At 73.0% G+C, this 23422-nt stretch carries 17 protein-coding genes; 4 read left to right on the top strand and 13 right to left on the bottom strand.

What is annotated here, in order from left to right; all coding sequences use genetic code 11:
- Positions 1-16: 16 nt before the first annotated feature.
- The 4 genes from ACJ6WD_RS12545 to ACJ6WD_RS12530 form a co-directional block, all read right to left on the bottom strand.
- Positions 17-1936: an acyl-CoA dehydrogenase family protein gene (locus ACJ6WD_RS12545; protein WP_016570722.1), complete on the bottom strand. Its 1920-nt coding sequence runs from the start codon at positions 1934-1936 to the stop codon at positions 17-19.
- 577 nt (positions 1937-2513) lie between these two features.
- Entirely contained in the window at positions 2514-3971 is a 1458-nt protein-coding gene (locus tag ACJ6WD_RS12540) for an aldehyde dehydrogenase family protein (RefSeq protein WP_016570723.1), read from the bottom strand.
- A 325-nt stretch (positions 3972-4296) separates the two neighbouring features.
- The gene (locus ACJ6WD_RS12535; protein ID WP_407615785.1) at positions 4297-5982 is read right to left on the bottom strand and encodes a PucR family transcriptional regulator; all 1686 of its coding nucleotides are present in this window, start codon (positions 5980-5982) and stop codon (positions 4297-4299) included.
- 343 nt (positions 5983-6325) lie between these two features.
- The gene (locus ACJ6WD_RS12530; protein WP_407615784.1) at positions 6326-8812 is read right to left on the bottom strand and encodes an ATP/GTP-binding protein; all 2487 of its coding nucleotides are present in this window, start codon (positions 8810-8812) and stop codon (positions 6326-6328) included.
- Positions 8813-9066: 254 nt separating this feature from the next.
- Between ACJ6WD_RS12530 and gabT the strand changes: the two genes are divergently transcribed.
- A complete protein-coding gene (gene gabT, locus ACJ6WD_RS12525) occupies positions 9067-10416 on the top strand; it encodes a 4-aminobutyrate--2-oxoglutarate transaminase (RefSeq protein WP_016577931.1) in 1350 nt (449 codons plus the stop codon).
- 754 nt (positions 10417-11170) lie between these two features.
- Positions 11171-11914, top strand: a complete 744-nt coding sequence (locus ACJ6WD_RS12520) for a phosphatase PAP2 family protein (protein ID WP_376437580.1) — start codon at positions 11171-11173, stop codon at positions 11912-11914.
- Here ACJ6WD_RS12520 and ACJ6WD_RS12515 read toward each other — a convergent pair.
- The 8 genes from ACJ6WD_RS12515 to ACJ6WD_RS12480 all read right to left on the bottom strand — a co-directional run bounded on the left by ACJ6WD_RS12515 (position 11911) and on the right by ACJ6WD_RS12480 (position 20826).
- Positions 11911-12630, bottom strand: a complete 720-nt coding sequence (locus ACJ6WD_RS12515) for a DUF4232 domain-containing protein (RefSeq protein ID WP_407615783.1) — start codon at positions 12628-12630, stop codon at positions 11911-11913. The two genes, ACJ6WD_RS12520 and ACJ6WD_RS12515, sit on opposite strands and share 4 nt — an antisense overlap.
- Positions 12631-12760: 130 nt before the next feature.
- Entirely contained in the window at positions 12761-13204 is a 444-nt protein-coding gene (locus ACJ6WD_RS12510) for a hypothetical protein (RefSeq protein ID WP_376437612.1), read from the bottom strand.
- Between the two features lie 189 nt (positions 13205-13393).
- The gene (locus ACJ6WD_RS12505; protein ID WP_233658533.1) at positions 13394-14821 is read right to left on the bottom strand and encodes an FAD-binding oxidoreductase; all 1428 of its coding nucleotides are present in this window, start codon (positions 14819-14821) and stop codon (positions 13394-13396) included.
- A gap of 14 nt (positions 14822-14835) precedes the next feature.
- Positions 14836-15738, bottom strand: a complete 903-nt coding sequence (locus ACJ6WD_RS12500; protein WP_407615782.1) for an ABC transporter permease — start codon at positions 15736-15738, stop codon at positions 14836-14838.
- On the bottom strand, positions 15738-16676 hold the full coding sequence (locus tag ACJ6WD_RS12495; RefSeq protein ID WP_233658531.1) for an ABC transporter permease: 939 nt from the start codon (positions 16674-16676) through the stop codon (positions 15738-15740). Before ACJ6WD_RS12495 ends, ACJ6WD_RS12500 begins: the two co-directional genes overlap by 1 nt.
- The gene (locus ACJ6WD_RS12490) at positions 16673-17851 is read right to left on the bottom strand and encodes an ABC transporter ATP-binding protein (protein ID WP_407615781.1); all 1179 of its coding nucleotides are present in this window, start codon (positions 17849-17851) and stop codon (positions 16673-16675) included. The genes ACJ6WD_RS12495 and ACJ6WD_RS12490 overlap by 4 nt, the downstream gene beginning before the upstream one ends.
- Positions 17852-17928: 77 nt before the next feature.
- A complete protein-coding gene (locus ACJ6WD_RS12485; RefSeq protein WP_407615780.1) occupies positions 17929-19194 on the bottom strand; it encodes a spermidine/putrescine ABC transporter substrate-binding protein in 1266 nt (421 codons plus the stop codon).
- A gap of 114 nt (positions 19195-19308) precedes the next feature.
- The gene (locus tag ACJ6WD_RS12480) at positions 19309-20826 is read right to left on the bottom strand and encodes a gamma-aminobutyraldehyde dehydrogenase (protein ID WP_233658528.1); all 1518 of its coding nucleotides are present in this window, start codon (positions 20824-20826) and stop codon (positions 19309-19311) included.
- A 202-nt stretch (positions 20827-21028) separates the two neighbouring features.
- Between ACJ6WD_RS12480 and ACJ6WD_RS12475 the strand changes: the two genes are divergently transcribed.
- Complete coding sequence (locus tag ACJ6WD_RS12475) at positions 21029-21646, top strand: NADAR family protein (protein ID WP_233658527.1); 618 nt, start codon at positions 21029-21031, stop codon at positions 21644-21646.
- A gap of 145 nt (positions 21647-21791) precedes the next feature.
- Positions 21792-22814, top strand: a complete 1023-nt coding sequence (locus ACJ6WD_RS12470) for an adenosine deaminase (RefSeq protein ID WP_233658526.1) — start codon at positions 21792-21794, stop codon at positions 22812-22814.
- Between the two features lie 78 nt (positions 22815-22892).
- On the opposite strand, the gene ACJ6WD_RS12465 is transcribed toward ACJ6WD_RS12470, so the two are convergent.
- Entirely contained in the window at positions 22893-23405 is a 513-nt protein-coding gene (locus ACJ6WD_RS12465) for an HXXEE domain-containing protein (RefSeq protein ID WP_267952801.1), read from the bottom strand.
- Positions 23406-23422 lie beyond the last annotated feature (17 nt).

Genomic DNA, 23422 nt, shown 5'->3' with positions numbered 1-23422 from the left:
ACGAGCTGGCCCCGCCCTACTGGAAGGGGCGGCGGACGTTGTCCTTGGTGGTGCGGCCGGGGGTGGCGTCGGCGATCCAGGGGCCGTCCCCGCTGGGGTCGACGACGCCCTCCTCCAGCCAGGTGTAGCGGCCGCCGAGGACGCCGGAGACGACCTTGCGGTCGAGTTCGTCGGTGTTGGTCCACAGCCGGTGGAACAGTTCCTCGACGCGGATCCGGGCCTGGCGGCAGAAGGCGTCGGCGAGTTGGTGCGCCTCCTGGCCGTGGTTGCCGGTGAGCCGCAGGTGCTCGGCCCGCACGCAGGCCGCGCTCATGGCGAACAGCTCCGCGCCGATGTCGACGATCCGGCCGAGGAAGCCCTGCTTGGTCTCCATCTTCCCCTGCCAGCGGGACATCGCGTAGAACGTGGACCTGGCGAGCTTGCGCGAGGTCCGCTCGACGTACCGCAGGTGGCCCGCGAGTTCACCGAACTCCGCGTAGGTGTTGGGGAGTTGGCCGGGTCCGGCGACGAGCTTGGGCAGCCAGCGGGCGTAGAATCCGCCGGCCTTGGCGGCGGCCTTGCCCTTGTCGGCGAGGGTCTTGTCGGGGTCGATCAGGTCGCCGGCGACGGACAGGTGGGCGTCCACCGCCTCGCGGGCGATCAGCAGGTGCATGATCTCCGTGGAGCCCTCGAAGATCCGGTTGATCCGCATGTCGCGCAGCATCTGCTCGGTGGGGACCGCGCGTTCGCCCCGGGCCGCGAGGGAGTCGGCGGTCTCGAAGCCGCGGCCGCCGCGGATCTGGACCAGTTCGTCGGCCATCTGCCAGCCCATCTCGGAGCCGTAGAGCTTGGCGAGGGCGGCCTCGATGCGGATGTCGTTGCGGTTCTCGTCGGCCATCTGGGAGGCGAGGTCGACGACCGCCTCCAGGGCGAAGGTGGTCGCCGCGATGAAGGAGATCTTGGCGCCGACCGCCTCGTGCTTGGCGATCGGGCGGCCCCACTGCTCGCGGGCGCCGGACCACTCGCGGGCGATCTTCAGGCACCACTTGCCGGTGCCGGCGCACATCGCGGGCAGCGAGAGCCGGCCGGTGTTGAGCGTGGTCAGGGCGATCTTCAGACCGGCGCCCTCGGGGCCGATGCGGTTGGCGGCCGGCACCCGCACCTGGTGGAAGCGGGTGACGCCGTTCTCCAGACCGCGCAGGCCCATGAAGGCGTTGCGGTTCTCGACGGTGATGCCGGGCGAGTCGGCCTCGACGACGAAGGCGGTGATGCCGCCCTTGTGGCCTTCCGAGGCGGGCACCCGGGCCATCACCACCAGCAGGTCGGCGACCACGCCGTTGGTGGTCCACAGCTTCACGCCGTCGAGGACGTAGTCGTCGCCGTCGGGGACCGCGGCGGTGGCCAGCCGGGCCGGGTCGGAGCCGACGTCGGGCTCGGTGAGCAGGAACGCCGAGATGTCCGTGCGGGCCAGCCGCGGCAGGAACGTCTCCTTCTGTTCCTGGGTGCCGAAGAGCTTCAACGGCTGCGGTACGCCGATCGACTGATGTGCGGAGAGCAGGGCACCGATCGCCGGGCTGGCCGAGCCGGCCAGGGCGAGCGCGCGGTTGTAGTAGACCTGGGTGAGGCCGAGGCCCCCGTACTTGGGGTCGATCTTCATGCCCAGGGCGCCCAGTTCCTTCAGGCCCCGCACGGTCTCGTCCGGGATCCGGCCGTCCCGTTCGATGCGGGCGCCGTCGACCTGGGTCTCGCAGAACGCCCGCAGCGTGGCGAGGAACTTCTCGCCGCGCCGGACGTCGTCCACGGACGGGGTCGGGTGCGGATGGATGAGATCGAGCCGGAAGCGCCCCAGGAACAGCTCCTTGGCGAAGCTGGGCTTGTGCCAGTCCTGCTCACGGGCCGCCTCGGCGACCTGGCGGGCTTCGCGCTCGGAAACGTTGCGGATGGACGGAGCGGTCATCGGGAACTCACCTCACCGCGGATCGGGAGTGCCGCCGACGGACCGGTCGGCCGCCGGGCAGTGCTACTTGTGACAAGTACCCGATCCGCACCGGTTGCACCAGCGGAGCGGCGCCCGCCGACGCGTCCCGGCGCGAGGCGGAACGGACGTCCGCGAAGGCGTGCGCGCCCGGCTCCGGCCGCCCGGCCGACGGGGCGGACCGAACCCCCGTACCGGCCCTGCGGGGGGGGGCGGCGTACCGCGCTGGTTGTACGTGCGCCGGCGGTCTTCCCCCCAACGGCAAGGCCCCGCATCCGCCTCGGTCAGGAGGAACCGGGGCGGAGCGGGGCCGTAGCGTCGGAGGTCCGGCCTGGCGGGGCCAGTGCCGGACGGCGGGGGGGGGACGCGGCGCGCTCCGGAAACAGGGTGCCGGAGCGCGCCGCGCACGGGGGCCGGCGCCGGGGGGTGCGCCGGCCCGGACCTGGCGGGCGGTACGGCCCAAGGGATGGCCGTCGCTGTCCACCAAGCCAGGCCGGATCGGAGGGTGCGGGGCGGGCCGACGAACGCGGCCCGCCCGGCCACGGGAATTCCCTGCGGCCTACAGGTCCAGTCCGGTGAGGACCAGGACCCGCTCGTAGGTGTAGTCGTCCATCGCGTAGCGGACGCCCTCGCGGCCGACGCCGGACTGCTTGACGCCGCCGTAGGGCATCTGGTCGGCGCGGTAGGACGGCACGTCGCCGATCACCACGCCGCCGACCTCCAGCGCGCGGTGCGCGCGGAAGGCGGTCCGGGCGTCGTGGGTGAACACGCCGGCCTGGAGGCCGAACTTGGAGTCGTTGACGGCTGCGAACGCCGCGTCGACGCCGTCGACCTTCTTGAGGGTGAGCACCGGACCGAAGACCTCTTCGGTGGCGAGGGTCGCGCCGGCCGGCACGTCCTCCAGCACGGTCGGCGCGTAGGAGGCGCCGTCGCGCTTGCCGCCGGTGAGGAGCTTGGCGCCGCGCTCGACGGCGTCGTTCACCCAGGACTCCACGCGCTGCGCCGCGGCCTCGCTGACCAGCGGGCCGACCTCGGTCTCCGGGTCGGTCGGGTCGCCGGTGACCTGGGCCTCGACCCGCTCCACGACCTTGGCGACCAGCCGGTCGTAGACCGAGGCGTCGGCGATGACCCGCTGCACCGAGATGCAGGACTGGCCGCCCTGGTAGTTGGAGAAGGTGGCGATGCGCTGCGCCGCCCAGTCCAGGTCCTCCTCGGAGGACCAGTCGGGCAGGACGACGGCCGCGCCGTTGCCGCCGAGCTCCAGGGTGCAGTGCTTGCGCGGCACGGAGTCGAGGATGGCGTAGCCGACCGTGTCGGAGCCGGTGAAGGAGATGACCGGCAGCCGCTCGTCCTGGACCAGGGCCTCCATGCGGTCGTTGGGGACCGGGAGGATCGACCAGGAACCGGCCGGCAGGTCGGTGCCGGCGAGCAGCTCACCGATGATGAGGCCGGAGAGCGGGGTGGCCGGGGCCGGCTTGAGGATGATCGGGACGCCGGCGGCGATGGCCGGGGCGATCTTGTGGGCGCAGAGGTTCAGCGGGAAGTTGAACGGCGCGATGCCCAGGACCGTGCCGCGCGGGAAGCGGCGGGTCAGCGCGAGGCGGCCGGCGCCGCCCGCGTCGGTGTCCAGGCGCTGCGCCTCGCCGCCGTTGAAGCGGCGGGCCTCCTCGGCCGCGAAGCGGAACACGGAGACGGCGCGGCCGACCTCGCCGCGGGCCCACTTGATGGGCTTGCCGTTCTCGGCGGAGATCAGCTGGGCGATCTCCTCGGTGCGCTCCACCAGCCCGCGCACCACGTGGTCCAGGGCGGCGGCCCGCACGTGGGCGGGGGTCACGGCCAGCTCGTCCTGGACCGCGACGGAGGCGGCGACGGCCTCCTCGACCTGGGCCTCGGTGGGAACGCTCACCGTGCCGACGAGACGTCCGTCCCAGGGGGAGGTGACGTCGAAGGTGGTCTCGCCGGTGGCTTCACGGCCGGCGAGCCAGAAGGCGGTGGGGGCTGCAGCAGTGTTCGGCACAGTGGATCCCGGCCCTTCATGATGGTGGGTGGTGCACGCGCGGCTCTGGGAGCGGCTTGGCGTAGGACTCTGCTGCCCACCGTAGGGGCGCGGCGGCCTCCTGACGCTTGTCCGAAGCGGCGTAATCCACGGGTGCGCCTCTCCGCGGTGGAGTCCACGGGAGCCCGGAACCGATCCGCGGGAGGGCCACGAGGGGCCCGGACGCCGTGCGCGGGTGGTCGAGCGGGGCCGGTGACCGCGGTCGACGGGGCGCTCCCCGCCGGGGCGGCGCGCGTCCCGCACGGGCCGGAGCCACCCGGCCCGCAGCCCCGCCCGGGCGTGTCGCCTACTCCCCCACCTGGGACGACGTGGCCTTCAACGCCAGCCACAGCTCCATCCGGACGTCCGGATCGTCCAGCGAGCGGCCCAAGATCTCCTCCACCCGCCGCATCCGGTAGCGCAGGGTGTGGCGGTGGACGCCCAGGTCGGCGGCGGCCGCGTCCCACTGGCCGTGCCGGGCCAGCCAGGCCCGCAGGGACGCCACCAGGTCGCCGCGGCCGGTCGCGTCGTGTTCGCGCAGCGCCCGCAGCAGCCCGTCGGCGAACGCCCGCACCGCGTCGTCCGCGAGCAGCGGCAGCACCGAGCCGGCCGCCACGTCCTCGTGCTCCACCAGGGCGCGGCCGCGGCGGCGGGCCACGGACAGCGCCTGTTCGGCCTGGCGGTAGGCGTTGGCGGCGGCCATCGGGCCGGTGGGCGCGGAGAGGCCCACTGCCAGCCCCTCGGTCTCCCGGGCGGCGCCGCTCCGGCCGTTGCGGCCGCGCGGACGGGGCGCCGCACCGAGCCGCGCCTCGGCCGCGGCGGCGAACGCGGTGCAGGCGTCCGCGGCCGCCCCGCCGTCCGTGACCAGCACGATCAGCCGGCCGGCGTCCGGTACCGCGAGGACCGCTTCGCCACTCCGGGCGGCGGCCGACTCCATGGCGTCGGCCAGCGCGTCCAGGACGGGCACGGCGCCGGCGCCCGACGACGGGGATCCCCCCGGTTCGGGGGCGGACGCGAGCTTGGCGGGGGACGGCTGGTCGTCGGAGGGCACCGGCTCGGCCACCACCATGCGGAACGGGGCGTCCAGCAGCCCTCCGTAGAGCCGGCCCGCCACGGCCCGGGCGTGGTCCGGTTCGCCCGCCAGCAGCATCTTCAGCACCGCGGCGCCCAGCCGCTGCTCGGCGTCCTGGAGCGCCCGGGAGCGCTCGGTGGTCAACGTCAGCAGGGCGACCGCGGAGTGCACCGCGTACCGCTCGGCGGTGCCGAGCGGCGCACCGGTCCCCACGGCGAGCACCCCGCGGGCCCGCCGCCCGGTGCCCAGCGTCTGGAGCTCCACCCGGTCGTCGCCGTCGGTGTCGCTGACCACCGAACTGGCCGGCGCCGGCCGCTCCCGCAGCCGCGCCACGTCCTCCGCGAGCCGGGCCGCCCGCCGCGCCGCCCACTCCGGGGCGGCCGCCACCACCGCGCCCGAGGCGTCGTAGAGCGCCGCCCAGCCGTCCAGGTGCGACGCGAGCCGGGCCAGCAGTTCGGCCGGCCCCTCGGCGCCGAGCGCCGCCCGGGTCAGCTCGCGCTGGGCCTCGAAACCGGCGGTCACCGCGCGGTACTGGTCGGCCGCCACGGACGCCGACACCGCCTTGCTGATCGCGATGAACGGCGTCCGGCGCGGCACCCCGAGCAGCGGCAGGTGGTGCCGGCTCGCCGCCTCGACCAGCGCCTCGGGCACCCCCTCGTAGTTCACCCCGACCGCGAAGCCCAGCCCGACGACGCCGGCCTCGGCGACCCGCCGCACGTACCGGTCGGCGGTCTCCGGGTCCTCCGCGTCGAGCTTGAGGGCGGTGATCAGCAGCAGTTCGCCGCCCTCCATGTAGGGCACCGGGTCGATCAGCTCGCTGGCGTGCGCCCAGCGCACCGGGGCGTCCAGCCGGTCCTCGCCCGCGAGCACGGTCAGCTTGAGCGCGGTGTGGTTGACCAGGGAGGCGAGGGTGTGCGGCATGAGACCTTCGATGGCTCCGGCGGACGGCACGACCGCGACCGGCGGCCGAGTCACCCACCGGTCCCCTGCCGACTCCCGCCGATCGTCTGCACCGTCCGTATGAACGGCTGGCATGTACGCCGTCCCGTATGAACGGCTGCTGCCGATTCTGCCTCAACGGACGGTTTCCGGAACACTCCACGGCGGCGCATTCGACACGGGACGCTCCCGCACACCCTCCGCCCCCGCCCCCGCGAAGCGCGCGCCCCCTGCCCGGACCCGTCGCCACCGCCCGGACGGATCACGACCGCGACGGTGCTGCGACGGGACAGGGAGCACGCGCGGAGGGCCCCCGAACGGCGGGTCAGGGCCGGAGGTCGATCAACACCGGAGGCGCGTGCTCACCCTCGACCGTGGTCACGGAGAGGACGGCGTGGCCCGGTGGCACCGAATTGGCGAGGTCCGACGCCGACCAGCGTTCGCGTTCCACCGTCCGCACCGTGACCGCCTTGGCGGTGACGTTCTTCCCGGTCACCAGGCGCCGGATGGAGTGCATGACCTTGGTGAACGGTTCTTCGGAGACGATCTGACGGTCTGTGACGTCCCGAGTCTCCACCCACGCCTTGCCCCACATCTCCGCGAAGCGCGCACCGTCCCAGGTGGTCACACCGGCGAAGGCCATGCGACAGCCGACCGCACCCAGCAGCGCACCGCGCAGCGATTCCGGCACGTCGTCCAGGGCCCGCACCGTCAGTGCGACACCCGCGTTCGCGGTCCGCAGTCGCTGGAGCCCCCGCAGTGCCTCCTGCGTGATCACGTGTGAGGCGTCGTCAAGTACGAGACAGGCGAAAAGGGAACGGTCCGTTCGGGTCACCGCGCATTCGGTGAATTGCGCGAGGACCAGTCGGGCCAGGATCCGCGAGGCATCGGCGTGTCCCCGCTCGGGGAGGTCGATCCGGATCCGCAGCGGACGGTCCAGGGCACGCAGCGAGACCTGCCGCGAGGCGTCCGAGGGGTCGAACAGCCCGGCAAAGGCCGGCCGGTCCAGCAGGGCGATCCGGTCGGCGAGCAGCACCCCGGGATCGCCCGGGCGCTCCGCCTGCCGTTCCCGCGCGTCCAGCTCCCGTAGGGCGCTGCCGTCGCCGTTCCCCTCCAGGGCGGTCCGCAGTGTCCGCAACGCCTGCGGTGAGCCGTCCAGCAGTTCCCGCAGCTCCGGAATCCGCGGGAACCGCCCGTGCGCCGCGCGGAACGGCCCTAGCAGTTGTCCCAGCACCGCCGCGGCCCGGTGCCCGTCGCTGGACGTCGTGGCCACCAGGTCTCCCACCAGCGCCTCGGCCAGCACCGTGGCGGCCTCATCGGGGTCGCTGGTCCCGCCGTACAGGTCGAGGCCGTGCGAGGCTTCCCGGTGCCCGGCCCTGACGACGGTGTCGAAGGCGTCGTCGGGCACCGACCCGGATCCGGCCGGTCCGACGCAGACCACGGTGGCGCGCCCCGACAGCGCCTGAAGGCACATCGCCTCCACCATCGGGCGCACCAGTCGGGTGGTCTTCCCGGACCCGGCGGGACCGACCGCCAGCAGCGACGTGCCGAGCACGTCCGGCGCGAGTGCGATCCCCGCGCCGCGGCGGTCGTAGGGGTTGCGCACGTCCTCGGATGCCGTGCCGATGCGCACCTGCGAGGTGACGAGGTCGTGCCGTGCGGTCCGGGTGTGCAGGTCGCGGGCGCCGGACGGGTGCGCGAACGCCGCCGCCCCGTGCTTGTGCACACCGTCGACGAAGGCGGGCAGACGGCTCGGCTGCGCTTGGACGGACCGCCAAGCGCGGGTGATCCGCGCGTGGTCGACGTCGTTCATGACTCCCGAACGCGCTTCCTGCGCCAGGCGATCTGCCGCCGTGGCGGCGCCGGCGTCGCGCAGCTCCGTCCACTCGGCCTGATCGACCTCCAGGGCCCGGGCGCCGGAAGCAGTCGCCTTCCCGGTGTGCTGCGGGCCGCGCTTGCCCGAGGAGAAGTAGCGACGGCGCAGTTCTCCCAGGCAGGCGAACCTGCTGAAGAGGAGCAGCAGCGCCCCCAGGTCGAGGAGTTCGTAGCTCGTGGCGTAGTAGAAGAACGATGCCTGCTGGCCCGATACCGGCGTCAGGTTCTCCAGTTGGAGCATCAGGAGGGAGGAGTCGGTGGTCTTGTCGGTGCACCACTGCCAGAGCAGCCAGACGACGACCAGAGTGGCGCCGGTCCGGGCCATCAGGTGTCCGCCGGGCAGCGCGCTCGGGTCCTTCGGCGCGAGCCATCCGGGAAGCCTGCGCCATACCCGGTCCACCACCGGGGTGATCAGTCGCCGGAACAGCTCCGGCCACCGTCCGATCCTGGCGAAGACGACGATCACCACGCCGAGGACGATCGCCATGTACACGAAAGACGAGACGACGTTGGCGTTCCCCGTCTTCCACGAATCGGGCAGCATCACCTCCCGCGGCCATTTCCAGTACGGGCCGAGGTAGTCGTTCATCAGCAGGGACCAGATCAGCCAGGCGCACAGGGTCGAGATGACCGCGCCGGCGATCAGTTGCGGCACGGCGGTCTCGTGCGGCTCGACCTTCGGCTTGGGCCGGTGCCCGAAGGCCCAGACGCCCGGTCCGGCGGGCACCCGCGGGGTGCTCAGCCACGTCATGAGCGGGGATGGCGATCCATCGCCGGTCCGAGCGCCGCCCCGGGGCGGCATCACACCGCCGCTCGCGGCCGCGGCGGCGTACACCGGGGGCGCTGCCGGGCGCGGCGGCGGCTCCGGGGGGTGTGCCGGCCTGGGGAGCTGGTCGGAGCGGATGTTGCGTGCGTCCTGCGTGCCCTCGGTGTCCATCCGGTGCCCCTTGTCCCCCTTGAGACGTGGCCTGCCGCGTTGGTCGCCGGCCTGTCGTTGTCCTGCCCGCGTGGGCGTGCCCATGCCGGGTGCGCCGCCGCTCAATTTACTGGCCGCGCCCCGTGGCTATGTCCGGTGCGGACAACGCAACACGCGCACTTCTCCCGAACGGAACATGCCAGACCCGGCCCACCGCCCCTAACCTGCGAGAACAAGACCTCTGTACGTCCGTGTTCCACCCCCAGGAGACTGCCATGACCGAACTGTCCGGAGGCCCCGCCCTCCCCCAGGAGCGTCGCGTCGTCACCGCGATCCCCGGCCCCAAGTCGCAGGAGCTGTGGGCCCGCAAGCAGGAGACCGTGGCCGCCGGTGTCGGCGCGGTGCTGCCCGTCTTCGTCAAGCGCGCGGGCGGCGGTGTCCTGGAGGACGTGGACGGCAACTCCCTGATCGACTTCGGCTCCGGCATCGCGGTGACCTCGGTCGGCAACAGCGCGGAGGCCGTGGTGCGCCGGGCCGTCGCGCAGCTCGCCGACTTCACCCACACCTGTGCCATGGTCACGCCGTACGAGACGTACGTCGAGGTCTGTGAGCAGTTGGCCGAGCTGACGCCGGGCGACCACGCCAAGAAGTCGGCGCTGTTCAACTCCGGTGCGGAGGCGGTCGAGAACGCCGTCAAGATCGCCCGGGCGTACACCAAGCGCCAGGCGGTCGTCGTGTTCGACCACGGCTACCACGGCCGGACCAACCTGACGATGGCGCTGACCGCGAAGAACATGCCGTACAAGCACGGCTTCGGTCCGTTCGCGCCCGAGGTCTACCGCGTGCCGCTGGCCTACCCCTACCGCTGGCTGACCGGTCCGGAGAACTGCGCGCAGGAGGCCGCCGACCAGGCGATCACGCAGATCACCAAGCAGATCGGCGCCGAGAACGTCGCGGCGATCATCATCGAGCCGGTGCTCGGCGAGGGCGGCTTCATCGAGCCGGCCAAGGGCTTCCTCCCCGCCATCGCGAACTTCGCGAAGGAAAACGGCATCGTCTTCGTCGCCGACGAGATCCAGTCCGGTTTCTGCCGCACCGGCCAGTGGTTCGCGTGTGAGGACGAGGGCATCGTGCCGGACCTCATCACGACCGCCAAGGGCATCGCGGGCGGTCTGCCGCTGGCGGCCGTCACCGGCCGCGCCGAGATGATGGACGCCGCGCACGCGGGCGGCCTGGGCGGCACCTACGGCGGCAACCCGGTGGCCTGCGCCGCCGCGCTCGGCTCGATCGAGACCATGCGCGAGCTGGACCTGAACGCCAAGGCCAAGCGCATCGAGGAGGTCATGAAGGGCCGCCTGACCGCGATGCAGGAGAAGTTCGACGTCATCGGCGAGGTCCGCGGCCGCGGCGCGATGATCGCGATCGAGCTGGTCAAGTCGGGTTCCAAGGACCCCAACCCGGAGGCCACCTCGGCGCTCGCCAAGGCGTGCCACCAGGAGGGCCTGCTGGTCCTGACGACCGGTACGTTCGGCAACGTGCTGCGCTTCCTGCCGCCGCTGGTGATCGGCGAGGACCTGCTGAACGAGGGCCTGGACATCCTGGAGACGGCCTTCGGCACGCTCTGAGCGTCCGCGTCCTGGGGACGCATCCGAGCAGGACCTTCCGGGCGCGGCCCGGGGCGCGGTGCGGACCGCGTCCCGGGCCGCGCCCCGTGCGTCGGCGCCGCCGGCGCAGGGGCGGGATACGGTCACGGCGGGGCGGAACGGAGCCGGCCGCGGGGTGCGTGAAGAAGATGTGCGGGGGCAATGGCGGGCGCGTGATGCGGCTTACGGGGCGCGCTCCGGGTGCCGTACGGTTTCTGCAGATGAGAGAAACACCCACCCACAGGGGACTGCGGGTGGTGCCCGGTCGGCGCTTTCCTGGCTTCGACCTGGCCGTGCCCTCGCGCACACCACCGGACCCCTGGCACGGGGATTCCGGGAATCCTCACCGATCGGATGTCCGCTCGCCCCAGACCCCCCGGGGCGCGCGGGACACCGGTCTGCGCGGCCGCTCCGGAACCACCCCCCTGTTCCGGAGCGGCCGCATTTTCGTGTGCGGATTTCTGCTTCCGGCGGCGGGCACTCCGGGGCCCGCGTTCCGGGCTCGTCGTTCTGTGTGTACCGCGGTGCGGGTGCGTGGCGTGGGCGTGCGGTGTGTTGGAGTGGGGCGCGTGATGCGGTGTGGGGGGTGTTCCGCCTGATGCGGTGGCGTTGTTGGTGGCGGCCGTGGCAGCGGCGCGTTGGTGGGCCGGCCGGCTCCGGTGGTTCTGGCGGTCCCGGTGGTACCGGTGATGCGGGTGGTGCCGGGGAGCCCTCTGGCGCTGGGGGTGCAGAGGGCGTGGCGGTCCGGCGGTACGGGCTGGTCGCGCTGTGCAGTGCGCTGCTCTTCTTGCTGGTCACCTGGCAGGTGGCGGCCCACGGCGCGGTGCGCGGGTTCGATGAGCGGCTCGGTCGCGAGGTGGCCACGAGCGCCGTGCCCCGGGCGCCCGCGCAGTTCTTCGCCGACCTCGGCAACACGTCGGTGGCGCTGCCGGTGTTGCTGGTGGCGGCGGCGTGGGCCGGGTGGCGGCTGCACCGGGGAGCGGGGGGCGCGCCCGGCGACCGCCGGCGGGCATGGCTGCCGCCGGTCGCCGCGTTGGTCACCCTGGCCGCCGTGCCGGGGCTCGTCGTGCCGTTCAAGGTGTGGCTGGATCGGCCGGGGCCGCCGGAGATGGCGGGGTCGCACGAGGGGTTCTACCCGTCGGGACACGGGACGACGGCGGCCGTCGCCTACGGGTTGGTGGCGCTGCTGCTGGTGCGGGCGCACGCGGCGCGGCGGACGCACGGGTCGAGGCGGCCCTCCGGCGGCCGGAGGGCGGCCGCGTCCGCCGGCGCGTGGCTGGGCGCGGCGGGGACCGGACTGCTCACTGCGGGGGTCGGGCTGGGGCTGGTGCGGCAGGGGTACCACTGGCCGCTGGACGTGCTCGGTGGCTGGTGCCTGGCGGGGGTGCTGTTGCCGCTGTGGTGCGCGGTGTGCGGCCGGTGGGGCCAACGGGCCCGCACCTGCCGCACCGCCGATCAGGGGTCCGGCCGGCCCGGTTAGGGCACGTTGACGGGGTTGACGAAGGTGCCGGGGTGGGTGGCGCCGGACTGGTCCAGGATGGCGCCGCCGTACGGCCACTGGAGCTGGAAGTGCTTCTTCTCGTTCGGCGGGGTGATCAGCACCAGGCCGGGCGCGACCTTGTGGTCGTCCGCGCGGGTGCCGGGCAGCAGCGTGATGGTGAACGAGGTGTGCGCGTTCGGCTTCAGCACCTTCGGCTGCGGCGCCTGCCCCGAGCGGCGCAGGTCCCAGGTGGTGCCCTCGGTGCCCTTGATCTGGACGCCGGGGAAGCCGGAGATGCGGCAGGGGGAGCCGCTGATGTTCTTCAGCCACACCGCGACGGTCTGCTGCTGGTCGGTCTTCATGTCCGGCACGCCGCCGCCCTCCGAGCCCCAGCCGGCCTGCATCCCGTCGGTGGTGCAGCGGGCCACCTGGTCGCCGCCCCGCCCCGTGCCGTCGCCGGCCGCTGCGGCGGCACTGTCGCCGGTCTTCGCGGACGGGGTGCCGGCGCTGCCCGAACCGCCCGTCGTGTCACCGGAGCCGGTGCTGTTCCCGGAGCCGGTGCTGTTTCCGGCGCCGTTGTCCGCGGCGGCGGACGCGGCCGGGGCGGCGGTGGAGCCGCCGGTCCCGTTGCAGGCGGTGAGGCCGAACGCGGCGGCGGTGATCAGGCCGGCGACGGCGACGGTGCGGCCCCTACGGAGCGCGGTGCGGTTCGACATGGTGGTTTCCTCAAGGTCCGTTGCGCGGCGCGGCGGTCGCCCCGCACACACCACCATGCCGGGGCAGACTGATGATCCACTAACTCATCGCTAACGCCGTGCGGGATCGCCGCGGTCCGGGCCTGCGGGATCACGCTCCCCGATCGCGGTCCGCCACCGCCGCGTGCAGCGCCCGTTCCAGCGCCGCCGGGTCGGTGAGCGTCCCGGAGCCGTCCGGCGGCACCGCCCAGCGGACGCCGCCGGTCGCCCGCCCGGGGTACGGCACCACGATCCAGGTGCCGGGGCCGGCGCCGCGCACGCCGGTGCCCAGCCAGCGGGCGGTGGTGCCCGGCGGCACGAAGAAGCCGGTGCGCGCATCCCGGAAGTCCGACAGGACGGGTCCGGGGCGGTCCCTACCCCGGGCCAGCACCTCCAGCGCCGGACGGCCGAGGGCGCCCCCGACGATCAGGACGTCCCAGCACCGGCCGGCCTCCAGCAGCGTCACCCCGAGCGGGTTGCGCTCCCAGGCCCGGCGGCAGGCGTCGGGGTCCGGTGCGGCCGACACCAGCCAGTCCACCGCGGCGTTGGCCCCCATTGCGGTCATCTCGTCCCCTCCCGTTCCCGGCCCGGGTGGGCCGTGTCTCCAGGGGAGAGGGGCGTGCCCGGTGATCCTTACACGGGTCCGCGGAGGAATCTGCGCCCCGGTGGCGGGGCGCCCGGGAGCGCGCGGGGGCGGGCGGCCGGTGGGCCGCCCGCCCCGGACGTGCGTCGGGAGGTCGATCGGTCAGCTGTCGAAGCCGAGCCCGACCTTGTCCATGGCCTTCAGCCACAGGTTGCGCCGGCCGCTGTTCTCGTCGGCGCGGGTCATCGACCACTGCGTGATGCCGATGCCGAGCGAGCGCACCGGCTCGGGCGGGAACGGCAGCGGCTTGCTCCGCACCATCTCCAGCTCGGTCCGCTCGGTGCGCTCCCCCGCCAGCAGGTCCAGCATCACCTCGGCGCCGAAGCGGGTGGCGCCGACGCCGAGCCCGGTGTAGCCGAGCGCGTACGCGGCCCGGCCGCCGTGGGCGGTGCCGAAGAACGCCGAGAAGCGGGAGCAGGTGTCGATGGCGCCGCCCCAGGTGTGGGTGAAGCGCAGGCCCTCCAACTGCGGGAAGCAGGTGAAGAAGTGCTGGGCCAGCTTGCGGTAGGTGTCGGGGTGGTGGTCGTACTCGGCCCGGACGCCGCCGCCGTAGCGGTAGATGATGTCGTAGCCGCCCCACAGGATCCGGTTGTCCGCGGTGATGCGGAAGTAGTGGAAGTGGTTGGCGCTGTCGCTCAGGCCCGGTCGGTTCTTCCAGCCGATGGCGGCGAGCTGTTCCGCGCTGAGCGGCTCGGTCATCAGGGCGTAGTCGTAGACCGGCGCGATGAACGGGCGGACCCGCTTGACCAGTGACGGGAAGGCGTTGGTGGCGAGCGCCGTGTGCTGGGCGAAGACCCGGCCGTACGGGGTGCGGACCGCGATGCCCGGGCCGCGCGAGGACAGCTCGGTGCCGGGGGTGTGCTCGTAGACGCGCACGCCCAGCGACAGGCAGGCCCGCTTCAGGCCCCAGGCCAGCTTGGCCGGGTGCACCATGGCGACGCCGGTGCGGTCCCACAAGCCGGCGAGGAAGGTCGGCGAGTCGACCTCGGCGCGGACCGCGTCGCGGTCGAGGAACTCCTGTCCGGCAAGGCCCAGTTCCGCGGCCTCGTCGGCCATCTCGCGGAGCTCGGCGACCTGGTGCGGGGCGGTGGCGACGTCGATCTCGCCGGTGCGCTCGAAGTCGCAGTCGATGCCGTAGCGGGCGACCGCGTCCTCGATGGCGTCGAGGTTGCGGGCGCCCAGCTCCTCCAGCTTGCCCAGTTCGCCGGGCCAGCGGGACAGCCCGTTGCCCAGGCCGTGTGTGAGGGAGGCGGCGCAGAAGCCGCCGTTGCGGCCGGAGGCGGCCCAGCCGATCTCCTGGCCCTCGATGAGGACGACGTCGCGTTGCGGGTCGCGCTCCTTGGCCAGCAGCGCGGTCCACAGTCCGGAGTACCCCCCGCCGACGACCAGCAGGTCGCAGTGTTCGTCGCCGACGAGGGCGGGTTCGGCGGCCGGCCGCGCCGGGTCCTCCAACCAGAACGGCGTGCGGGCGGCGTCGGCCAGTGCGTGGACGGGGGAGGCCCCCGAGGTCTGCATGGCAGCTCGTGCCATGGTTCTCAGCTCCTCTAGCTGCGTTTGCTGCGCTTACTGTGCTTACTGTGCTTACGTCGGTTTCCGGCCAGCTGGCCGGCGAGCACGCAGAGGACGGCGACCAGGAACATCGCCGTACCGATGACATTGATTTGAACGGGTGTGCCCCGCTGCGCCGATCCCCAGACGAACATGGGGAAGGTCACGGTGGAGCCGGCGTTGAAGTTGGTGATGATGAAGTCGTCGAAGGAGAGCGCGAAGGAGAGCAGGGCGCCGGCGGCGATGCCGGGCGCGGCGATCGGCAGTGTCACCCGCAGGAAGGTCTGCACCGGGGTGGCGTAGAGGTCCTGGGCGGCCTGTTCCAGTCGCGGGTCCATGCTCATCACGCGGGCCTTGACGGCGGTGACGACGAAGCTCAGGCAGAACATGATGTGGGCGATCAGGATCGTCCAGAAGCCGAACTGGATGCCCATGTTGAGGAACAGGGTCGCCAGCGAGGCGGCCATGACCACCTCGGGCATCGCCATCGGCAGGAAGATCAGGGTGTTGACGGCCGCGCGGGCGCGGAAGCGGTAGCGGGCCAGCGCGAACGCGATCATGGTGCCGAGGACGGTCGCGCCCACGGTGGCCCAGACGGCTATCTCCAGGCTCAGCCCGAGCGAGCCGCACATGTCGGCGACGCCGCACGGATCGGTCCAGGCGTCGGTGGAGAACCGCGTCCACTGGTAGTTGAAGCGCCCGTTGGGCTTGTTGAAGGAGAAGACCATCACCACGATGTTCGGCAGGATCAGGTAGGCCAGCGTGGCCAGTCCCGCCAGGGTGACGAGGTTGCGGCGCAGCCACCGCAGGCCCTTGCCGGAGCTGCGCCGGGGGGCCGGTGCGGCGGCCGGGGCCGTGGTCGCGGTCGGGTCCTGCGCGGGGGTGTCGGTTGCCGCCATCAGACCAGATCCTCCGTCCCGGACTTGCGGATGTAGAGCGTGACCATGGCGAGGATGGCCGCCATGAGGAGGAACGAGAGCGCGGCGGCGGTCGGGTAGTCCAGGACCCGCAGGAACTGCGACTGGATGACGTTGCCGATCATCTTCTGGTCGGTGGAGCCCAGCAGTTCGGAGTTGATGTAGTCGCCGGCGGCCGGGATGAAGGTCAGCAGGGTGCCGGCGACGACGCCGGGCATGGAGAGCGGGAAGGTGACCCGGCGGAAGGTGGTGGCCGGGCGGGCGTAGAGGTCGCCGGCGGCCTCGTGCAGCCGCGGGTCGATCCGCTCCAGCGAGGTGTAGAGCGGCAGGACCATGAACGGCAGGAAGTTGTAGGTCAGACCGCAGACCACGGCCAGCGGGGTGGCCAGCACCCGGTGCCCCTCGGTGAGGCCCAGGGCGCTGGTGACGTCCAGGAGGTGCAGCGCGTTGAGCGCGCCGACCACCGGGCCGCCGTCGGCCAGGATCGTCTTCCAGGCCAGGGTGCGGATCAGGAAGCTGGTGAAGAACGGGGCGATGACGAGGATCATCACGAGGTTGCGCCACCGGCCGGCCTTGAAGGCGATGAGGTACGCCAGGGGGTAGCCGAGCAGCAGGCAGAGCACGGTGGCGACGGCCGCGTAGCCGACCGAGCGCACGAACTGCGGCCAGTACTCGGCCAGCGCGTCCCAGTAGGTGGCGAAGTGCCAGGTGACCTTGAAGCCCTCTTCGAGGGAGCCGGTCTGGATCGAGGTCGACGCCTGGTAGACGAGCGGGGCGGCGAAGAAGACGATCAGCCAGAGGATGCCGGGCAGCAGCAGCCAGTACGGCACCAGGCGCTTGCGGGCCGGGGTCTTGCGGAGCGGCAGCGCCTCGTCGTCGGTCTGCTCGTCCGGTGGTGCGGGGGCGGCGGTGGCGGTCATGCGGCCTCCCCGTCGAGCTCCGCGCCCTCGTCGTCCGTGGTCCCGGCGAGCAGGGACTGTGCCGCGTCGAGCCCGAAGGTGTGCTCCGGCTCCCAGTGCAGGACGACGTCGGCGCCGGGGACCAGGCGGCCGTCCCGGCCGATGTTCTGCTCGTAGACGGAGAGTTCGCCGACGCCGGGGACGTCGACGACGTACTGGGTGGAGACGCCGATGAAGCTGGCGATCTGCACGCGGCCGGCCATCCGGTTGTGGCCCTCGGGGACCGCCGCGGCGTCGTCGGCGTGCGCCAGGGCGATCTTCTCCGGGCGGAAGCCGGCCAGCACCTTCTCGCCCTTGCGGGCCGGGGTGTTGCAGCGCCGGGTGGGCAGCCGGAGCGTGGCGCCGCCGGCGGTCAGGACGAGTACGGTGCCGTCGGCCTCGGTGACCTCGGCCGGTATGAGGTTGGAGGTGCCCAGGAAGTTGGCGACGAAGGTGGTGGCGGGGTTCTCGTACAACTCGGCGGGGGCGCCGAGCTGTTCGACCCGGCCGCCGTTCATCACGGCCACGGTGTCGGCCATCGTCATGGCCTCCTCCTGGTCGTGGGTGACGTGCACGAAGGTGATGCCGACCTCGGTCTGGATGCGCTTGAGCTCCAGCTGCATCTGGCGGCGCAGCTTGAGGTCGAGGGCGCCGAGCGGCTCGTCCAGCAGCAGCACCTCGGGGTGGTTGATCAGCGCCCGGGCGACCGCGACCCGCTGCTGCTGGCCGCCGGAGAGCTGCTGCGGCCTGCGGCGCGCCATCGGGCCGAGCTGGACCAGGTCGAGCATCTCCTCGACCTGCTTCTTGACGGACTTGACACCGCGGCGGCGCAGTCCGAAGGCGACGTTCTCGTAGATGTCCAGGTGCGGGAAGAGCGCGTAGTTCTGGAAGACCGTGTTGACCTGCCGCTTGTAGGGCGGCAGGGCGGTGACGTCCTGGCCGGAGAGTTCGACCGTCCCGGTGGTGGGCTCCTCCAGGCCGGCGATCATGCGCAGGGTGGTGGTCTTGCCGCAGCCGGAGGCGCCCAGCAGCGCGAAGAAGGACCCGGCGGGAATGGTGAGGTCGAGCGGCTGGACGGCGGTGAAGGAGCCGTAGGTTTTGCTGATCCGGTGCAGGCGGACGTCGCCGCCGCTGCTGGGGGTCGCGGTGTGGGTCATGTGGGTCGTCCCGTGGGTCGAAGGGCGAAGCGGCTCGGGCGGGCCTGGTGTGCGGACCGGGCGCCGTGCGGACCGGCTCAGGCGCCGGTGAGGTCGGCGAACTTCTGGTTGAACACCCTGCTCTCCCGGGGGGTCAGGGCGCGGAAGGAGTGCGACCGGGCGGCCATCTCCTCGTCCGGCAGGATCAGCGGGTTCTCCGCCAACGTCCGGTCGATCTTGGCGAGTTCCTCGCGCACCCCGTCGACGGGGCAGGCGTAGTTGATGTACGCGGCGAGCCGGGCCGCGACCTTCGGCTCGTAGTAGTAGTCGATGAGCCGTTCGGCGTTCCCCATGTGGCGGGCTTTGCTGGGCACCATCAGGTTGTCGGTGGAGGTCATGTAGCCGGCCTTGGGCACGGCGTAGCGGATGTCGGGGTTGTCGCTCTGCAGTTGGACGACGTCGCCGGCCCAGGCGACGCACGCGGCGAGGTCGCCCTTGTCCAGGTCGTTGGTGTAGTCGTTGCCGGTGAAGCGGCGGATCTGCTTGGCGTCGACGCCCTTCTGGAGCCGGGCCAGCGCGGCGTCGTAGTCGTCGGCGGTGACGTCCTCGGGCCGTCTGCCCATGTCCAGGAGGGTCAGTCCGACGGTGTCGCGCATCTCGGACAGGAAGCCGACCCGGCCCTTGAGCTGCGGGTCCTCCAGCAGCTGGCTGATCGAGTCGACGCTCCGGCCGCCGGTGGCCTTGACGTTGTACGCGATGATCGCGGGGATGCCCTGCCAGACGTAGGAGTGCTTGCGGCCCGGGTCCCAGGCGGGGTCGCGGAACTGTGCCGCGAGGTTGGCCCGGGCGTGCGGCAGGCGCTCCGCGTCGAGCGGCTGGATCCAGCCCAGGGAGATCATCCGGGCGCACATCCAGTCGGTGAGCACGATCAGGTCGCGGCCGGTGTCCTGCCCGTTGGCGAGCTGGGCCTGGATCTTGCCGAAGAACTCGTCGTTGTCGTTGATGTCCTCGGTGTACGTCACGGCGATGCCGGTGCGCCGCTGGAAGGCGTCCAGCGTGGGGTGGCGCTTGCCGTCGTCGCTGACGTCCATGTACTCGGTCCAGTTGGAGAAGTTCAGGCGCTTCTCCGCCGGGGAGTGGTCCACGGTCAGGGCGGCGTCGGTGCGGCCGGCGGGGGCGATGCCGCAGGCCGACAGGGCCGCGCCGCCGCCCGCCACGGCCGCCAGGGCGCCGCCGGCGCGCAGCAGCGAGCGGCGGGTCATGGCGAGCCGGCCGGTGGTCAGGCTGCGGCGCATGGCGCGGAGTTCGTCCGCCGACAGGGGGGCCGCGGGGGCCGGGGGTGCCAACTGCTCGTGGTGCTCCATGCGCGGTGGCCTTTCAAGGGGGTTGTGCCCGGCGGGCGGCCGGTGTGGCGGTGGTGCGCGGCCCCGGCCGCGGGTGGTGCGGCACCCGCGGCCGGGGCGTCCGGTCGGGCCGGGTCAGGCACGGTCCCCGAAGATCGTCCGGTGCCAGTCCTTCCTGGCCACCCCGGTGATGTCGTACATGACGTGCTTGACCTGCGTGTACTCCTCGAAGGAGTACGCCGACATGTCCTTGCCGAAACCGGACGCCTTGGCGCCGCCGTGCGGCATCTCGCTGATGATCGGGATGTGGTCGTTGATCCAGACGCAGCCGGCGTTGATCTCGCGGGTGGCCCGGCCGGTGCGGTAGACGTCCCGGCTCCAGGCGGACGCGGCCAGCCCGTAGGGGGTGTCGTTGGCGAGCGCGAGGCCCTCGTCGTCGCTGTCGAAGGGCAGCACGACCAGCACCGGGCCGAAGATCTCGGACTGCACGACCTCGCTGTCCTGCGCGGCCCCGGTGATCAGCGTCGGCCGGTAGTACGCGCCCTTGGCCAGCTCGCCCTGGGGCGCCTCGCCGCCGGTGACGACGGTGGCGTAGCCGCGGGCCCGCTCGACGAACCCGGCCACCCGGTCCCGTTGGACGTGCGAGATCAGCGGTCCGAGGTCGGTGGACGGGTCGAAGGGGTCGCCCAGCCGCACGGTCGCCATCAGGTCCGCCACGCCGCCGACGAACGCGTCGTAGAGCGGCCGCTGGACGTAGGCGCGGGTGGCGGCAGTGCAGTCCTGGCCGGTGTTGATCAGCGCGCCGGCGACCGCACCGTGGACGGCGGCCTCCAGGTCGGCGTCGTCGAAGACCACGAACGGGGCCTTGCCGCCGAGTTCCAGGTGGAGCCGCTTGACGGTGCCGGTGGCGATCTCGGCGACCCGCTTGCCGACGGCGGTGGAGCCGGTGAAGGAGGTCATGGCGACGTCGGGGTGGCCGACCAGGTGCTCGCCGGCGTCCCGGCCGGCGCCGGAAACCACGTTGAAGACGCCGTCGGGGAGCCCGGCGCGCTGCGCGGCCTGCGCGAACATCAGGGAGGTCAGCGGGGTGATCTCGGCGGGCTTCAGCACGATGGTGTTGCCCGCGGCGATGGCCGGCAGGACCTTCCAGGCGGCCATCTGGAGCGGATAGTTCCAGGGCGCGATGGAGCCGACCACGCCGACCGGTTCGCGGCGGACGGCGGAGGTGTGGTCGCCGCTGTATTCCCCGGCCGCCTTGCCCTCCAGGTGGCGGGCGGCACCGGCGAAGAACGCGGCGTTGTCGATGCTGCCCGGAACGTCGAACTCTTTGCTGAGCTTGATTGGCTTTCCGCAGTTGAGCGATTCCGCGGCGGCGAGGTCCGCGGCGTCCTCGGTGAGTGCCGCGGCGAAGCGGTGCAGGGTGTCGGACCGCTCGCCGGGCGTGGCGCCCGCCCATCCCGGCAGGGCCCGCGCGGCCGCCGCCACCGCGGCGTCCACGTCGTCGGTACCTGCGAGTTCGTACCGCAGGACGGTCTCGCCGGTGGCCGGGTCGACGACGTCCTGGGTACGGCCGGAGGTGCCGCTCCGCAGGCTCCCGGCGATGAATTGCGCCCCCGCGGCGAATCGCTCGGTCACTTCGAATCGCTGGTCCATGGTGCTCTCCTCCGCCGGGCGCCGGGGCCGCTCAGCGGCACTACCAGGCGTAGCTATTTCCGGAATCGATGGCCGATCCTGACAGAGCTGAAGGCGACCAACAAGTGATTCCGTTGTTGCCTTTTGGTTACGCGACGAATTCTGCGAATTCAGTGGCGGAAAACCCCGACACGTTGTCAGTGCTCGCTGACAGAATCCCGGCATGATGCACGACAACCCGGCAGCCACCCCGAGCCCGCCCACCCCCGGTACCGCGGACGGCCCGCGCTCGGTCGAGGAGGTGGTGGCGCTGACCGCCGCCGGCGAGCGGGTGAAGTACGTCCACTTCTGGGGCCATCGCCCGCCCCGCGACGGCGGCGTCGGGGCGAGCTGTTTCAGCCAGTGGTGGCCCGCCCCCTTCACCGTCGACGGCGTCCGGTACGCCACCGCCGAGCACTGGATGATGGCCGGCAAGGCCCGGCTCTTCGGGGACGCCGAAGCCGAGCGGCGGGCGCTCGCCGCGGCCCACCCCCAGCAGGCCAAGGAGGCCGGGCGGACGGTGCGCGGCTTCGCCGAGGAGGTCTGGCGGCGGCACCGCTTCGCCCTGGTCGTCGAGGGCAGCCGGCACAAGTTCGGCCAGCACCCGCGGCTGCGGGAGTTCCTGCTGGGCACCGGCTCCCGGGTCCTGGTGGAGGCCAGCCCGGTGGACCGGATATGGGGCATCGGGCTGGCCGCCGACGACGACCGCGCCGCCGACCCGGCCCGCTGGCGCGGGCTGAACCTCCTCGGCTTCGCCCTCATGGCGGCCCGGCAGGAGCTGGCCGCGGGCGGCGCCGTCTAGGCACCCGGGGAGCGGCGCCGTCCCGTGGGGCCGCACCGGCCCCGACCGGCCGCGTCGACCGTCCGGCCGCCCCCATACGATGACCGGATCGCACCGACCGTCCGCCGCGCGCCCTTCACCCGGCGCACTCTCCCAGGAGGATCCGTTGTCCGACCTCGACGCCTTCATCGCGGGCCTGCCCAAGGCGGAGCTGCACGTCCACCACGTCGGCTCGGCCTCCCCGCGGATCGTCGCCGAACTGGCCGCCCGGCACCCGGACTCCGCCGTGCCCAGCGACCCCGAGGCGCTCGCCGACTACTTCACCTTCCGCGACTTCGCGCACTTCATCGAGGTCTACCTCTCCGTCGTGGACCTGATCCGCGACGCCGAGGACGTCCGCCTGCTGACGTACGAGGTCGCGCGCGACATGGCCCGGCAGCAGATCCGCTACGCCGAACTGACGATCACGCCCTTCAGCTCGACCAGCCGCGGCATCCCGGACGCCGCCTTCGTCGAAGCCATCGAGGACGCCCGCAAGGCCGCCGAGTCCGAGCTGGGCGTGGTGCTGCGCTGGTGCTTCGACATCCCCGGCGAGGCGGGTCTGGCCGCCGCCGAGGAGACCGCCCGGATCGCCTGCGAGCTGCAGCCCGAGGGCCTGGTCTCGTTCGGCCTGGGCGGCCCCGAGATCGGCGTGCCCCGGCCCCAGTTCAAGCCGTACTTCGACCGGGCCATCGCCGCCGGACTGCACTCCGTCCCGCACGCCGGGGAGACCACCGGCCCCGGCACCATCTGGGACGCCCTGACGGACCTGCGCGCCGAGCGGATCGGCCACGGCACCAGTGCCACCCAGGATCCGAAGCTGCTGGCGCACCTCGCCGAGCACCGCATCCCGCTGGAGGTCTGCCCGACCTCCAACATCGCCACCCGGGCCGTCCGCACGCTGGCGGAGCACCCGGTGAAGGAGATGGTCGACGCCGGCGTCCTGGTCACCATCAACAGCGACGACCCGCCGATGTTCGGCACGGACCTCAACACCGAATACGGCGTCGCCGCCCGCCTGTTGGGCCTGGACACCACCGGCCTGGCCGCCCTCGCCAAGAACGCGGTCACCGCCGCCTTCATGGACGACGCGGCCAAGGCCCGGCTGTCCGCCGAGATCGACGCGTACGCGGCGGGGTGGCGCGGCTAGGGCGTGTCCGACCCTGACCCGTCGGACAGAACACCTAGCGCTCGCCCCACCGGTGGCCGGCGGCGGGTGCGGGGGCCGTCAGCCCTTGACCAGCCGTCGCGCCACCGCGTGCGAGACGACCGTGGCGCCGGCCGCCGCGGCGACGCCGCGGAGCACCCCGCCCGGGGTCGTGGGCCGCAGCCGCCCTGCCCGCCGCAGCCGCCCGCGGGCCCAGAGCGTGAACGGAACGACGAGCACGGGCGAGGTCGCCGACCCCGGGGTGTAGCCGCGGGCGGCGGCCGCCTGGGCCAGGTGCAGCAGGCCGTGCAGCCCGAAGCCGTCCAGCGCCGCCTGGAAGAACGCGGATCGGCCGCCGGTGCGGTGCCCCCGGACCGCCGCGGCGCCCACGATCGTCGCCATCACCGCCACCGCCGCGGCGAACTCCCGCTGGGTGACGCCCTCCACCGCCCGCCAGACCCGCTCGGGCACCTGCGGGAACCGGTTCCGCAGCGCCGGCACGTTCGCCCGCACCCAGCGCGGCCCGAAGGCCATCTCCTCGGCGTCGTGCAGCGCCCAGGCGGCGAACAGCCCCAGCGTGACCGCCGGCGACAGCCCGCCCCCGGCCGGCG

Source organism: Streptomyces sp. VTCC 41912, assembly GCF_045799175.1.
GTDB classification, from domain to species: domain Bacteria; phylum Actinomycetota; class Actinomycetes; order Streptomycetales; family Streptomycetaceae; genus Streptomyces; species Streptomyces albulus_C.
Note: the sequence above shows the minus strand (reverse complement) of the source record. Positions and strands in the feature narration are given on the sequence as shown.

What these genes read in the sequence shown, in the direction of transcription:
- ACJ6WD_RS12545 (WP_016570722.1), bottom strand. Translation starts at nt 1,936, where the DNA reads ATGACCGCTCCGTCCATCCGCAACGTTTCCGAGCGCGAAGCCCGCCAG.
- ACJ6WD_RS12535 (WP_407615785.1), bottom strand. Translation starts at nt 5,982, where the DNA reads ATGCCGCACACCCTCGCCTCCCTGGTCAACCACACCGCGCTCAAGCTG.
- ACJ6WD_RS12530 (WP_407615784.1), bottom strand. Translation starts at nt 8,812, where the DNA reads ATGGACACCGAGGGCACGCAGGACGCACGCAACATCCGCTCCGACCAG.
- gabT (WP_016577931.1), top strand. Translation starts at nt 9,067, where the DNA reads ATGACCGAACTGTCCGGAGGCCCCGCCCTCCCCCAGGAGCGTCGCGTC.
- ACJ6WD_RS12515 (WP_407615783.1), bottom strand. Translation starts at nt 12,630, where the DNA reads ATGTCGAACCGCACCGCGCTCCGTAGGGGCCGCACCGTCGCCGTCGCC.
- ACJ6WD_RS12510 (WP_376437612.1), bottom strand. Translation starts at nt 13,204, where the DNA reads ATGGGGGCCAACGCCGCGGTGGACTGGCTGGTGTCGGCCGCACCGGAC.
- ACJ6WD_RS12505 (WP_233658533.1), bottom strand. Translation starts at nt 14,821, where the DNA reads ATGGCACGAGCTGCCATGCAGACCTCGGGGGCCTCCCCCGTCCACGCA.
- ACJ6WD_RS12500 (WP_407615782.1), bottom strand. Translation starts at nt 15,738, where the DNA reads ATGGCGGCAACCGACACCCCCGCGCAGGACCCGACCGCGACCACGGCC.
- ACJ6WD_RS12495 (WP_233658531.1), bottom strand. Translation starts at nt 16,676, where the DNA reads ATGACCGCCACCGCCGCCCCCGCACCACCGGACGAGCAGACCGACGAC.
- ACJ6WD_RS12490 (WP_407615781.1), bottom strand. Translation starts at nt 17,851, where the DNA reads ATGACCCACACCGCGACCCCCAGCAGCGGCGGCGACGTCCGCCTGCAC.
- ACJ6WD_RS12485 (WP_407615780.1), bottom strand. Translation starts at nt 19,194, where the DNA reads ATGGAGCACCACGAGCAGTTGGCACCCCCGGCCCCCGCGGCCCCCCTG.
- ACJ6WD_RS12480 (WP_233658528.1), bottom strand. Translation starts at nt 20,826, where the DNA reads ATGGACCAGCGATTCGAAGTGACCGAGCGATTCGCCGCGGGGGCGCAA.
- ACJ6WD_RS12475 (WP_233658527.1), top strand. Translation starts at nt 21,029, where the DNA reads ATGATGCACGACAACCCGGCAGCCACCCCGAGCCCGCCCACCCCCGGT.